Source organism: Aquitalea sp. LB_tupeE, assembly GCF_013391415.1.
Lineage (GTDB): Bacteria > Pseudomonadota > Gammaproteobacteria > Burkholderiales > Chromobacteriaceae > Aquitalea.
The window spans coordinates 173,866-186,399 of the sequence record NZ_JACAXB010000034.1 but is presented as its reverse complement, the minus strand read 5'-3'; the positions used below and the strand labels follow the sequence as shown (position 1 = coordinate 186,399).

General features: G+C 60.7%; 13 protein-coding genes. 9 read left to right on the top strand and 4 right to left on the bottom strand.

The genetic code is table 11. The features are described from left to right. From lpxA to HWX34_RS18500, 9 genes are all read left to right on the top strand, one after another. On the top strand, window positions 1–777 hold the full coding sequence (gene lpxA / locus HWX34_RS18540) for an acyl-ACP--UDP-N-acetylglucosamine O-acyltransferase (protein ID WP_178973654.1): 777 nt from the start codon (window positions 1–3) through the stop codon (window positions 775–777). 2 nt (window positions 778–779) lie between these two features. Then, window positions 780–1,964 carry a lipid-A-disaccharide synthase gene (lpxB, locus tag HWX34_RS18535; RefSeq protein ID WP_178973653.1) on the top strand — a complete coding sequence of 395 codons (1,185 nt, stop codon included), beginning with the start codon at window positions 780–782 and terminating at the stop codon, window positions 1,962–1,964. Further along, on the top strand, window positions 1,961–2,554 hold the full coding sequence (rnhB, locus tag HWX34_RS18530; RefSeq protein WP_178973652.1) for a ribonuclease HII: 594 nt from the start codon (window positions 1,961–1,963) through the stop codon (window positions 2,552–2,554). Before lpxB ends, rnhB begins: the two co-directional genes overlap by 4 nt. Window positions 2,555–2,565: 11 nt before the next feature. Next, entirely contained in the window at window positions 2,566–3,072 is a 507-nt protein-coding gene (locus tag HWX34_RS18525) for a DNA-deoxyinosine glycosylase (protein ID WP_178973651.1), read from the top strand. A gap of 110 nt (window positions 3,073–3,182) precedes the next feature. Then, window positions 3,183–4,310: a succinylglutamate desuccinylase/aspartoacylase family protein gene (locus HWX34_RS18520; protein WP_178973650.1), complete on the top strand. Its 1,128-nt coding sequence runs from the start codon at window positions 3,183–3,185 to the stop codon at window positions 4,308–4,310. Between the two features lie 165 nt (window positions 4,311–4,475). Beyond that, complete coding sequence (locus HWX34_RS18515) at window positions 4,476–4,694, top strand: hypothetical protein (RefSeq protein WP_178973649.1); 219 nt, start codon at window positions 4,476–4,478, stop codon at window positions 4,692–4,694. An 83-nt stretch (window positions 4,695–4,777) separates the two neighbouring features. Further along, window positions 4,778–5,335: a molybdopterin-guanine dinucleotide biosynthesis protein B gene (gene mobB, locus HWX34_RS18510; protein ID WP_255497481.1), complete on the top strand. Its 558-nt coding sequence runs from the start codon at window positions 4,778–4,780 to the stop codon at window positions 5,333–5,335. Continuing rightward, window positions 5,322–6,515, top strand: coding sequence for a gephyrin-like molybdotransferase Glp (gene glp, locus HWX34_RS18505; RefSeq protein ID WP_178973648.1), 1,194 nt, complete (start codon window positions 5,322–5,324; stop codon window positions 6,513–6,515). Before mobB ends, glp begins: the two co-directional genes overlap by 14 nt. A gap of 2 nt (window positions 6,516–6,517) precedes the next feature. Beyond that, entirely contained in the window at window positions 6,518–6,862 is a 345-nt protein-coding gene (locus HWX34_RS18500) for a 2Fe-2S iron-sulfur cluster-binding protein (RefSeq protein ID WP_178973647.1), read from the top strand. A 74-nt stretch (window positions 6,863–6,936) separates the two neighbouring features. On the opposite strand, the gene HWX34_RS18495 is transcribed toward HWX34_RS18500, so the two are convergent. From HWX34_RS18495 to HWX34_RS18480, 4 genes are all read right to left on the bottom strand, one after another. Then, on the bottom strand, window positions 6,937–8,577 hold the full coding sequence (locus HWX34_RS18495; RefSeq protein ID WP_178973646.1) for a CHASE2 domain-containing protein: 1,641 nt from the start codon (window positions 8,575–8,577) through the stop codon (window positions 6,937–6,939). Between the two features lie 2 nt (window positions 8,578–8,579). Then, window positions 8,580–10,130, bottom strand: a complete 1,551-nt coding sequence (locus tag HWX34_RS18490; RefSeq protein WP_178973645.1) for a FecR domain-containing protein — start codon at window positions 10,128–10,130, stop codon at window positions 8,580–8,582. Between the two features lie 186 nt (window positions 10,131–10,316). After that, window positions 10,317–11,135 carry an ABC transporter permease gene (locus HWX34_RS18485; RefSeq protein ID WP_045845016.1) on the bottom strand — a complete coding sequence of 273 codons (819 nt, stop codon included), beginning with the start codon at window positions 11,133–11,135 and terminating at the stop codon, window positions 10,317–10,319. Window positions 11,136–11,161: 26 nt separating this feature from the next. Continuing rightward, entirely contained in the window at window positions 11,162–12,430 is a 1,269-nt protein-coding gene (locus HWX34_RS18480; protein ID WP_178973644.1) for an ABC transporter permease, read from the bottom strand. Window positions 12,431–12,534: the final 104 nt, after the last annotated feature.

Sequence of the window (12,534 nt, the reverse complement as noted above, 5' to 3'; positions counted from 1 at the left end):
ATGGCCATTCATCCGACAGCGATTGTCGATCCCAAGGCAAAGATTGCCGCTGATGTGGAAATTGGTGCGTATTCCATCATTGGCCCTGATGTATCCATCGATAGCGGTACCTGGGTTGGTCCGCATGTGGTGATTGAAGGCCATACCAGCATTGGCAAGAACAACCGCATTTTCCAGTTCAGCTCGCTGGGTGCCATTCCGCAGGACAAGAAATACGCCGGTGAGCCCACCCGTCTGGAAATCGGCGACAACAACACCATTCGTGAATTCTGTACTTTCAATATCGGTACGGCGCAGGATGTGGGTGTGACCCGTCTGGGCAACAACAACTGGATCATGGCCTACGTGCATCTGGGCCATGACTGCCAGATCGGCAATAACACCATTTTTGCCAATAACGCTACGCTGGGCGGCCATGTGCATATTGGTGACTGGGTGATTCTGGGTGGTTTCACCAGCGTGCACCAGTTTGCCATTATCGGCGATCACGCCATGACGGCTTTTGCCAGCGCGGTGGCGCAGGATGTGCCACCTTATGTCATGGCGCACGGCAACCGCGCGGTGCCTGCCGGCATCAATGCCGAAGGCCTGAAGCGTCGTGGCTTCACCCCGGAGCAAATCCGCCGGGTGCGCAATGCCTACAAGGCCTTGTACCGTCAAGGTTTGCAGTATGACGCCGCCAAGGAAGCCATCCTGGCAGAAGCGCAGCAAGGCCATGTCGAGCTGGAGCCGTTCACCCGCTTCTTTGCCCAGTCCGAGCGAGGCATCATCCGCTAACCATGTCTGAACCCTTGTTCAAGCGTAAAGGCGCGCTCAAGGTGGCCATGGTGGCTGGCGAGGCCTCCGGCGACCTGCTGGCGGCCCACCTGATGGAAGCCTTGCAGGCAAGACACGCCGATATCGAATTTGCCGGTATCGGTGGCCCGCGCATGGAAGCGCGGGGTTTTGTCAGCCACGCGCCACAAAGCCGGCTGGCAGTGATGGGTTATGCCGAAGTGCTCAAGCGCCTGCCGGAACTGCTGCGTATCCGCCGCACCCTACGTGACAGACTGCTGGCTGAAAAGCCGGATGTCTTTATTGGCGTGGATGCGCCGGACTTCAATCTGGCGCTGGAAGCCGCGCTGAAGAAGCAGGGCATTGCCACCATCCATTACGTCAGTCCGTCGGTATGGGCATGGCGGCTGGAGCGCATCTACAAGATAGGCCGTGCGGTCAATCGTGTGCTGTGCCTGTTTCCGATGGAACCAGCCTTGTATCAGCAGGCCAAGGTACGGGCGGATTTTGTCGGCCATCCGCTGGCCAGCGTTATACCGCTGGTGCCGGATCAGCTGGCTATGCGCGAGCAGCTGGGTTTGCCACGTCAAGGGCCCATTTTCACCCTGATGCCGGGCAGCCGCAAAAGCGAGCTGGAATTCATGGCGCCGCTATATATCGAAGTGGCCCGTGAACTGTTGCGCGATTATCCGGACGCCACCTTCCTGGTGCCGCTGGCTACCCGCGCCACCATGGATCAGTTCGAGCAGTTGCTAACCCGTCACAAGGCCTGGGACTTGCCGCTGCGCAAGCTGTTTGGTCATGCCCAGATGGCAATGATTGCCAGCGATGTGGTGCTGGTCACCAGCGGCACCGCCACGCTGGAAGTGGCACTCACCAAGCGTCCGATGGTGATCAGCTACAAGCTGTCCTGGCTAACCTACCTGCTGGTGAAGCGCAAGATCAAGCTGCCTTACGTTGGCTTGCCCAATATCCTGTGCGGGCGCTTTGTGGTGCCGGAACTGCTGCAAAAGGACGCCACAGTAGAAAAACTGACGGCGGAAGTGAAGCGGCTGTACGAAGACAAGGATGCCCGGGCCGAGATGGTGCAGACGTTTACCGATCTGCATCAGTCACTGTTGGCTGATACGGCCGGACTGGCCGCCACGGCGGTATTGCAGGAAGCCGGATGTCAGGCGGACCCAGCATGAGCACCGAGCTGATGGCCGGTGTGGACGAGGCCGGTCGTGGTCCCTTGGCCGGTGCGGTATTTGCCGCTGCGGTCATTCTGGACCCGGCTCGCCCCATTGCCGGGCTGGCAGACTCTAAAGTGCTGAGCGAAGCGCGGCGCGATGCGCTGGCGGTGCAAATCAAACAGGATGCCCTGGCCTGGTGCATTGCCAGCGCCAGCGTCGAGGAAATCGACAAGATCAACATCCTGCAAGCCACCATGCTGGCCATGAGCCGCGCGGTGGCCGGGCTTGCGGTGACACCCGACAAGGTGTTGATTGACGGTAACCGCGTACCCAAGCAGATTACGCTGCCTGCCGAAGCCATCGTCAAGGGCGATGCCAAGGTGCAGGCCATTTCTGCGGCCTCCATTCTTGCCAAGACGGCGCGGGATGCCGAACTGATTGCGCTGGATGCCTTGCACCCGCAATACGGCTTTGCCCGCCACAAGGGCTATCCCACCGCCGAACACCTGGCAGCGCTGGAGCAGCATGGTGCGCTGGCCGAGCATCGCAAATCCTTTGGCCCGGTCAAAGCCTGGCTGGCACGTCAGCAAGGCCAGTTGTTCTAGGCGCTAAGCCCATGACTGAACTGGCCAAAACCTGCTTTCCCCCAGTGGTGGATGCACGCACCCGACTGCTGATTCTGGGCTCGCTGCCCGGTGATGCCTCGCTACAAGCAGCGCAGTACTACGCCCATCCGCGCAATCAGTTCTGGCGCTTGCTGGAACAGGTACTGCAACAACCCCTGATGGCATTGCCCTATGCCCAGCGCCTCGCTTGCCTGCAAGCGCGCGGTGTCGGCCTGTGGGATGTGGTGGCCCAGGCGCAGCGGCAGGGCAGTCTGGATACGGCCATTCGCGCAGCCAGTCACAACGACCTCACCACCTTGTGCAAGGACCTGCCACAGTTACAGGCACTTGCCTTCAATGGCGCAACGGCAGCGCGCATCGGCAGCAAACAGCTGCTTGGCGATGCCAGCTTGTTGCGGCTATTGACCCTGCCATCCTCCAGTCCCGCCCATACCATGCCCTTTGAGCAGAAACTGACGCAGTGGCTGCAGCTGCGACACGTGCTGCTCCCTGACTGAAACCAGTGGGCTGGTGTGCCTGACGCAGGTTTTGCTTGAAGTCTGTGCTTTGCTGTGGTGTTCTGTGCCATCTGGCCAAGCCGCCTGCCTTATCTGCTACAGGAGCATCCATGCGTACCGAACACCACCCGTTACTATCCCCCAGTCTGGGCACCCAGCGCAGCATCACCAGCTTTCACTTCGGGCCGACAGGTGGCAGTGGCGGCTGGCCGCGCAAGGTGTATATCCAGGCCAGCCTGCACGCTGGAGAGATTCCGGGCATGCTGGTGGCCCACCTGTTGCGCCAGCAATTTGCCGATCTGGAAGCGCGCGGGCTGTTGCAGGCGGAAATCGTGCTGGTGCCGGTAGCCAATCCCATCGGTCTGGCCCAGCAGCTGCATTACCAGCCACAGGGCCGGTTTGATCTGGCCAGCGGGGAAAACTTCAACCGTCTGTACAGCGAACCCTCTGCGCAAGTCATTCCGCAACTGCGTGAACAACTGACGCAGGATGTCGGTACCAATCGCAGCCTCATCCGTCAGGCCTTGCGTGCAGCCATTGCTGGTGCGCCGGTACACACCGAACTGCAAAGCCTGCGGCAGACCTTGCACCTGCTGGCGCTGGATGCCGACCTGGTGCTGGACCTGCACTGCGACTTTGCCGGAGAAGTGCATATCTACTCGCACAGCGAACATTGGCCGCTGGTGGAAGACCTGGCCGCACATCTGCAGTGCGGGGCTTCGCTACTGGCTGATGAATATGGCGTGATGCCGTTTGATGAAGCCATCTTCCTGCCCTGGGCCCGGATCCGTGCCGCCTTGCCGCAGTTTCCGGTGCCGTTTGACAGCGTGGCTGTCACCGTCGAGCTGCGTGGTGAAGGTGATGTCGATTACCGCCTGGCCGGGCAGGACAGCCAGGCCATCCTGCATTATCTGACCGGTCGGGGCGTGATTGCCGGTGAGCCAGTCGCACCTGCACCCTTGCCATACCCGGCAACCCCGCTGTCCGGCTCTGAAACCCTGATCGCCCCGCATGCCGGTGTGATCGTGATGCGGGCCGAACTGGGCAGTGTGGTGACAGCAGGCGATGCCATTGCCGATGTGATCGACCCGATCGCCGGCACCACCACCACGCTGCACGCCACAACGGACGGTATGTTCTATGTGTTTGCCCGCCATCCCTATGTGGTACGCGGTGGCACGGTAGCCAAGATAGCTGGTCGGCATCCGCTGGGCGAGCGTAATTTGCTGGGAGCATGAACTAGTTTCTCTGGTCGGCGAAGGCAAGCCCAAGTGGCTGCATTGTCGTGTTTTCCGTACCAAGGCATGGCTGCTTGATGCCGCACATGCCCGAAAACTTGCAGTTTGCTGCTGCTTGCACTGATATTGATAGTGTCTGGCATCCAGCAAGAGAGGAGGGTAAGCATGAGTCGTTATTGCATCTGGTTTGTCACCCCGGACGACACGGTCATGCGGCGTGCCGAGGTGGCGATCAACGGCAGCATCCATTGTCATCAGGTACTGGAGGAAATCGAGGCCCAGCTGGCGCTGGATTGCGGCCTCAGTCAGGTGATGATTGTGGATTGGAAGCGCTTCGAACAAATAGAAGCCCAAAACACGCCATTGGCGCGTGCGGTGGCTTGAGTCGGCAAGGAACTGCTTATGCCTTAGGAGTGAGCAGTTCTAGTTCATCAGAGGGAAGAAACGGGATTGGCCTGCATGCTATCATGCGGCCCAATCCTTTTTTGTCGGATACTGCCATCATGTTCGTGCTGGGCGTTGCAGGCTATTCAGGCAGTGGCAAAACCACCTTGCTGGAAAAACTCATCCCGCTGCTGTGTGCGACAGGGGTAGATGTCGCCGTGATCAAGCATACTCATCACGATGTGGACTGGGATCAGCCCGGCAAGGACAGCTGGCGTCACCGCCAGGCAGGAGCCAGTCAGGTGTTGCTGGCTGGTTCCAGGCGTCGTCTGCTGGTGCAAACCATGCCGCAGGGCAATGATGCACCACTGGCCGAGCATGTGGCGGCTTTGCGGCCATGTGATCTGGTATTGGCCGAAGGCTTCAAGCGTGAGCCCATTGCCAAGCTGGAAGTCTATGACCCGGCACTGGGAGCTCCCCCTTTGTACATGCAGGACCCGGCCGTGCTCGCGGTGGTGACGGATGCAGGTCAAGCAGAGCTGCCACCCACCGCTTTACCCCGCTTCGGGCGGGATGATGTCGACACTATTGCCCGTTTCATTCTTGCCTTACTGGAAAAACATCAAAATGCTCACCGTTGATCAGGCCCGCGACTGGTTGTTGCAACGTGCCCAGCCCGTACGTGCCACCGAAACCCTTCCGTTGTTGCAAGCAATGGGCCGCATTCTGGCCGAGCCGGTACAGGCCGGTCTTGACGTGCCGCCGCAGGATAATAGCGCCATGGATGGCTACGCCCTGCAGTGTGCAGATGGCAATGGCCCGCTGCCGGTAGCGCAGCGTATTCCCGCCGGTACCCAGCCACAGCCTTTGCAAGCAGGAACGGCGGCGCGCATCTTTACCGGTGCGCCCATCCCGGCAGGAGCCGATGCGGTAGTGATGCAGGAGATGGCCCAGCTGCAGGCTGATGGCCAGGTGCTGTTCAGCCAGCCAGTGAAGCCGGGCCAGAATATCCGCCGCGCAGGCGAAGATATCAAGAGTGGCGCCACTGTGCTGTCGGCCGGACAGTTGTTGGGTGCGGCAGACCTGGGCCTGGCTGCGTCGATTGGTGTTGCCGCGCTGACGGTGTTCCGGCCCTTGCGGGTGGCGGTGTTCTTTACCGGTGATGAGCTGACCGAGCCGGGCCAGCCGCTGCAAGCGGGACAGATTTATAACTCCAACCGTTATTGGCTGGTGCCGGAACTGATGCGTCTGGGCTGCGAAGTGACCGATCTTGGCATCGTGCCCGATTCACTCAGTCGCACCCGGGAAATCCTGCAGGATGCCGCTGCTGTGGCCGATGTCATCATGACATGCGGTGGGGTGTCGGTTGGTGAGGAGGATCACGTCAAGGCGGCGGTGGAGGCGGAGGGCAGTCTGGATTTGTGGAAGATTGCCATCAAGCCGGGTAAGCCGCTGGCCAGTGGCAAGGTAGGGCAGGCCGGGTTTATTGGTTTGCCGGGTAATCCTGTCTCCGGCTTTGTCACCTATCAGGTGCTGGTGAAGCCCTATCTGCAGCGGTGTGCCGGTTTGCGGCAGGACGAGGTGCAGCCGGCGGCGCAATATCCTGCAGGCTTTGCCTGGGAGCGTCCGGATGCAAAGCGCGAGGAATTCCTGCGGGTGAAACTGGTGCAGCAAGATGGACAGTGGCAATTGCAGCGTTATCCCAACCAGGGTTCCGGTGTGCTGACCTCCTGTGCCTGGGCCGATGGCCTGGTACGGCTGGCCGCCGGTCAGCAGGTACAGCCCGGCGACATGCTGGCCCTGTTATCCATTTCAGCCTGAACATGCCGACCCTGCATTTTGTCGATGGTGCCGGGCAGCTAATAGCCGTGGTAGAAGCACAGCCCGGCGATTTGCTGCTGGATGTCGCCCGCCTGGCGGATGTGCCATTGCACTGGCGCTGCGGGCAGGGCACTTGCGGTACCTGCAAGGTGGCCATCCGCCATGCTGGTCCGGAACGCGCGGTCAGCTTGTCACGCAAGGAGCGCAATGTGCTGTTACGCGCCGGTTTGATCGATGCAGCACAAGCTGCGCAGGAAATCTGGGCGGATGTCTCCGCTGGCTGGCGGCTGGCCTGCCATGTGCCGGTGGCAGAGCAGGACTGGCAGGTGGTTTGCCCGCAGGACTGAGCACGAGATTGAAGGCCAAAAACAAAGCCACGATCACAATCGTGGCTTTGTTCTTTTACCAATGGCGGCGCATGTCAGCTGGATGCCGGACTGACCACATTGCGCCCGGAGCGCTTGGCAATATACAGCGCACCGTCGGCCTCCTCGTAAATGCGCTGGGCGGTGTCGTCGGCCTGTGGAATGCGTGCGGCCACACCTATGCTGCATGTCACCTTGTGCAGCGGGCTGCCATCGTGCGGCAGGTCCAGGTCTTCCAGCCGCTGGCGGAATGTTTCTGCCGCTTCCACGGCGTCCTGCATGCCGGTGCCGGGCATCAGCACGCCGAACTCTTCCCCACCCAGACGGGCCGGTAGCATGCCTTTATGCTTGAACGTGTCTTGCAGCACATGCGCTACCCGTTTGAGGACCATGTCCCCCGCATAGTGCCCGTACTGGTCGTTGTATAGCTTGAAGTGATCAATATCCAGCAGGATGAATGCCAGTGGCTGACTGGCATTGCGCTGACGATCAATCGCCGGGATGAATACTTCGTCAAAATGACGACGGTTGGCCAGTTGCGTCAAGCCATCGGTGGTGGCCAGCGTTTGCAGGCTGGCCTGACGTTCGATGAAGCGGGCAAAACCGCAGGCCAGCAGTACCAGCATGCTGCTGACCGGAGCAAACCAGTATTGCGCTAGCGCCAGACCGGCAATGCTGATCAGGGCGGGTACCAGGCTTGCTGCCGCGTAGGTCTGCAAAGCATTGCGGCGGCGGCCCCAGGGGGAAAGCAGATAGTCCAGCCCCAGGACCAGCAGCAGGCTGAACAGGGCTTGCTGGGTCAGGGTAAGGGGATGGATCAGTTTCCCGTCCTGCAAGCCACGCAGCAGATAAGCGTTGATCACCACCCCGGGCATGCTGCCGGCTCCGGCAGACAAGGGGGTGGTATGCATGTCGCCCAACCCGGCGGCAGTGACGCCGATCAACACGATGCGGTTACGGAATAGTTCCGGGGCGGTGTTGGCCAGCGCATCGATATAAGACAGTCGCTGGAATGGTTCGGCGCCTTTGCCGTAAGGCACCATGATCTCGTCGCTGCGTACCCAGGGTTCGTCACTGCTATGTACCTGCATGGCAGCATTGCTGCCAGCCTTGCCCTGGGCGACGTCCAGCACCGCACGGGCAAAAGCAGGGTGGTCGGCGCTCCCCAGCCCGGCATGCAAATAGCCACGACGCACAATGCCATCACTGTCACGTTCGAAATCGGTATGCCCCAGACGGTTGGAGGCCGCCGCAAACAGGGGGAGTGGGCGGGTTTCCGTCAGTGTGCCACCGCTGTTTTCCGGAAACACCGGACTCACCACCTTGCCGTTGTCACGCATGGCGCGGGCCAGTGCCAGGTCCGGTTTGCTGCTGCTGAGTGTGCTTTCCGCCAGGGCAATGTCCAGTCCGATCGCACGGGCGGATTGCAGCTGGCGGATCAGGTGGGCGTGCAGCTCGCGCGGCCATGGCCAGTTGCCCATTTCCGCCAGGCTGCGGTCGTCCACTTCAATCAGTATGGGGTCGTCCGGCGCTTTGCTCAGCGGGCGCTGACTGATTGCAACATCATAAAACCAGTTGTCCAGTCGTTGCAGTGCCCCGCTGAGTACCAATAGCAAAACAACTGCTCCGGCCAGTAGCGGGAGCAGTTGTTGCCATGGCGGCCTGCGGGCAGGCGGCGTGCTGGGGTCAACAGGCATGGTTAGTGTATCTGGATGATTTCGTTGGCCTCAATGGCGTGGTAGTCCGCCTCACCATGGATTTCCAGGCGTGCCAGGAACTGTCCTTTGGGAAGTTGGGACAGCGGCCACGTCGGCTGATTGGTGGTGTTGCGGTAAATCACGGTCTGGCGGTCGGCCTGGGCCAGCAGGGTGAGAGTATAACGCGCGTTCTTCACTGGATAATGCCGTGCCAACAAGGCGGGCACCGTCTGGTTCAGGGAAGAGAACAAACTCTTGGCCAGCACGGACTGGGTCTCGCTGTAGGGGCCGGGCTGGCCTCGTGCGTCCACATGCGCCACGCGCCAATACCATTGACCGCTATCCGGCAGGGACAGCTTGCTCTGCGTGGTGGTCAGCAGCAGGCTTTGGCTGATCTGGCTGAAATCGGGCTGGCGTGACAGCTGCCATTGCACCGGATGTTCCGGGCTGGCCGTGGTGTTCAGGCTGAGAGTCTGGCCACGGATTTCTTGCGGGCCGGCGCTTGCCAGCAGCAAGGGGGGTGTCGGATAGGCCTTGAGTTCGAATGTTTTGCTGCTGTCATAGCCTTCCAGGCCGTGGGCATTCCTTGCCCGTGCCGCCAGCTGGTATTGACCATTAGCTGGCAAGGCCGGGTAAAACTGTGGCCCGTTCACCGTGCGCTCGGACAGCTGCTGACCTGCAGCGCCCGGACCGTTGATCTTGACCCGATAGGACACGGCCTGTTGGTCGGCTGTCCACTGCAGCAGCGGCGGATTGAAACTGCTTTGGGCCGGCAGCGGGCTCAGGTCCGGCGCAGCGGGCAGTGCTTCCGGCGTGGTCGGTTTGGCGCCTTGCTGGGTTGTGGTGCCGAATCCTGCTTGCACATCTACCTTGCCACCTTGCTGGCCACCCACATTCACCTTGCCGCGCAGCACTTCGGTGGCGGTGCTGTCGGTTGACTCGGCGCTGACGCGGAACTCGGTGCCGCGCACGGTAGTAACGGCAGACGGCGTGCGGATCTGGTAGCGACCGGGCATCAGGATGTTGGGAATCACCGAACTGCCGGCATTGCCTTTTTCCAGGCGGATTTCGGTTTTGGCCGAACCGGTGCTGGGGTAGTAGATTTCGGTCTGCAGCTGGGCGCTGGAATTGGCACCCATTTGCAGGGTGGAGCCGTCTTCAAAGCGCAGCTTGAGCATGGCGTCGTTGCCGGTCTGGAACTTCACGCCCTTGGGATAGCGCGTTTCCTTGTTGATTGGCAGCGGCTGGTTCTTGCTGTCTTGCGCTGTCACGTCGCCGGAGTATTCCTCGATACGGGCGCTGGAGGGCTGCTGCTTGACCCACGGATACGGCACGCGGACACGGCTGCCGGGTGTCAGCCGGTACGGGTCGGCAATATGATTGAGTTTTTGCAGGCGGGGAACATAGGCGGGGGATGCCAGATGCTGGTCGGCCAGTGACCACAGCGAGTCACCGGGTTTGACCTGATACTCCCAGTAGGCACTGTCGATGCCGGAGGCGGCATGGGCTTGCATACAGAGCGCGATCAGGCCGGAAAGCAGAATGATTCTCATAAATACGGTCGGGAAATGGCACGCAAAACGCAGAATATCTGCATAGTAAGCCCCTGACGAGGGATTGCAACCAAGCGCGGCGGCTTTTTTTTATTTTTTTGGAATTATTAAAAAAAAAGGGCCAATCAATAAGAATTGGCCCTGAAAGTCGGCACTGCACGGAGCAGATGAAGAAATGCCGTTCACTTAACTGGTGCGCAGACGCTCGCTGCGGCCTCGCAACCATTCCAGCGTCAACAGCAGCAGGATGGAGAAGCCGATCAGCAGGGTGGCAGCCGCTGCAATGGTGGGACTCAGGTTTTCGCGGATGCCGCTGAACATCTGGCGCGGCAGGGTGGCCTGTTCCGGGCCGGCCAGGAACAGCGTCACCACCACTTCGTCGAAAGACGTGGCAAAGGCAAACAGTGCACCGGAAATCACCCCCGGCGCAATCAGCGGCAGCGTGATGCGGAAGAAGGTGGTGATGGGTGAAGCACCCAGATTGGCTGCCGCACGGGTCAGGTTGTGGTTATAGCCTTGCAGGGTGGCAGTCACCGTGATGATGACAAAGGGAACGCCCAGTGCAGCGTGTTCCAGAATCAGCGTGGTGTAGCTGTTGTCCATGCCTAGCGGGGCAAAGAACAGGTAGCTGGCCACACCGACAATCACCACCGGCACCACCATGGGCGAAATCAGCAGGAACATGATGATGCCCTTGCCACGGAACTCGCCACGGGTGAGGCCGATGGAAGCCAGGGTGCCCAGTACCATGGCCAGCACGGTGGCGGCCGGGGCCACGATCATGCTGTTTTGCAAGGAGCGGATCCACTCCGGTGCGCTGAACAGGTCCTGATACCAGCGGAAGGAGAAGCCGGTCAGCGGGTACACCAGGAAAGAGCCTTCATTGAAGGACAGCGGAATGATCACCAGTACCGGCAGGATCAGGAACAACAGGGTCAGGCCGCTGGTAATGCGCAGAACGTAGTGCCACACCTTTTCGATGGGCGACATGGTCGGGTTCAGCATGGTTATGTCTCCGTGAAGGGTGAGGGTTAGCCCAGGCGCAGGCTCTTGGCGCCTACCAGCCAGTTGTAAACGATGTACAGGATCATGGTGGCGGCCAGCAGCAGGCCGCCCAGTGCGGTTGCCATGCCCCAGTTGATCGAGGTGTTGGTGTAGAAGGCCACGAAGTAGCTCACCATCTGGTCGTTCGGGCTGCCCAGCAGCGCCGGGGTGATGTAGTAGCCGATGGACAGGATGAACACCAGCAGCGCACCGGCACTGATACCGGCCACGGTCTGCGGGAAGTACACGCGCCAGAAGCTGGCAAACGGGTGGCAGCCCAGCGAGATGGCGGCCTTCATATAGCTTGGCGAGATGCCTTTCATCACGCTGTAGATGGGCAGGATCATGAAGGGCAGCAGAATGTGCACCATGGAGATGTACACGCCGGTGCGGTTGAACACCAGTTGCAGCGGGTGGTCGATCAGGCCCAGCCATTGCATGGTGGAGTTGATCAGGCCACCGGATTGCAGCAGTACGATCCAGGCGGCAACGCGCACCAGAACAGAAGTCCAGAACGGCAGCAGTACCAGAATCATCAGCAGGTTGCTGGTGCGGGTGGGCAGGTTCACCAAGAGGTAAGCCAGCGGGTAAGCCAGGGCCAGGGCGATGGCAGTGACTACCAGGCTCATCCAGAAGGTACGGGTGAAAATGTCCAGATAAATGGCCTGGTCCGGTGAGGAGCGGCTGATTTCGCCCAGGTCGTCCACGCGGTGGTCCATGGCGGCCAGCAGGTAGAACGGGGTCTGGGTGCTGGTGTTACGGCGGATGGCCTGCCAGTAGGCCGGGTCACCCCAGCGCTCGTCCAGATTGGTCAGCGCTTCCTTGTAGGATTTCGGGGCCGGGTCCATCGGCAGGGCGCGGGCGGTTTTGTTCAGCAGGCTGCGGTAGCCGGCTACTTCCATATTCAGGCGTTTGCCCAGATCGCCCAGTTTCTGGTCGTCATGCGCTTGCTGGATGTCTTGTGCCGCCGCGGCATATACCGCTTCGGGCGGCAGGGCGCGGCCGCTCCAGCTGGAAATGGCCTTGACCGTGTGCGGCATGGCGTCAACCACTTCGGGGTTGTTGACGCTCTTGAACAAGAGGCTGGTAATGGGCAGCACGAATACCAGCAGGATAAACAGCACCAGCGGCAGAATCAGCAGCTGCGATTTCAGCTTGTTCATGCGCTCGGCGCGGGCCAGCTTCTGTTTCAGCGAACGGCCGGCCTCCGGCAGGGTGGCTGCGACAGCGGTGGTGGGTGCAGAGGAAGCGGTCATTCTTCCGGCTCCGGATCAGGTAAGGGGTGAAACCCCCTGGGGATGAACCCCCGAGGGGGCGGACCTGCTACCGGCAGACATCACCGGCAGCAGTCATGCGTGTT

Bases quoted from the DNA above. Each gene is read 5' to 3' on its own strand.
- lpxA (WP_178973654.1), top strand. From the start codon at position 1: ATGGCCATTCATCCGACAGCGATTGTCGATCCCAAGGCAAAGATTGCC.
- lpxB (WP_178973653.1), top strand. From the start codon at position 780: ATGTCTGAACCCTTGTTCAAGCGTAAAGGCGCGCTCAAGGTGGCCATG.
- rnhB (WP_178973652.1), top strand. From the start codon at position 1,961: ATGAGCACCGAGCTGATGGCCGGTGTGGACGAGGCCGGTCGTGGTCCC.
- HWX34_RS18525 (WP_178973651.1), top strand. From the start codon at position 2,566: ATGACTGAACTGGCCAAAACCTGCTTTCCCCCAGTGGTGGATGCACGC.
- HWX34_RS18520 (WP_178973650.1), top strand. From the start codon at position 3,183: ATGCGTACCGAACACCACCCGTTACTATCCCCCAGTCTGGGCACCCAG.
- HWX34_RS18515 (WP_178973649.1), top strand. From the start codon at position 4,476: ATGAGTCGTTATTGCATCTGGTTTGTCACCCCGGACGACACGGTCATG.
- mobB (WP_255497481.1), top strand. From the start codon at position 4,778: ATGCGGCCCAATCCTTTTTTGTCGGATACTGCCATCATGTTCGTGCTG.
- glp (WP_178973648.1), top strand. From the start codon at position 5,322: ATGCTCACCGTTGATCAGGCCCGCGACTGGTTGTTGCAACGTGCCCAG.
- HWX34_RS18500 (WP_178973647.1), top strand. From the start codon at position 6,518: ATGCCGACCCTGCATTTTGTCGATGGTGCCGGGCAGCTAATAGCCGTG.
- HWX34_RS18495 (WP_178973646.1), bottom strand. From the start codon at position 8,577: ATGCCTGTTGACCCCAGCACGCCGCCTGCCCGCAGGCCGCCATGGCAA.
- HWX34_RS18490 (WP_178973645.1), bottom strand. From the start codon at position 10,130: ATGAGAATCATTCTGCTTTCCGGCCTGATCGCGCTCTGTATGCAAGCC.
- HWX34_RS18485 (WP_045845016.1), bottom strand. From the start codon at position 11,135: ATGCTGAACCCGACCATGTCGCCCATCGAAAAGGTGTGGCACTACGTT.
- HWX34_RS18480 (WP_178973644.1), bottom strand. From the start codon at position 12,430: ATGACCGCTTCCTCTGCACCCACCACCGCTGTCGCAGCCACCCTGCCG.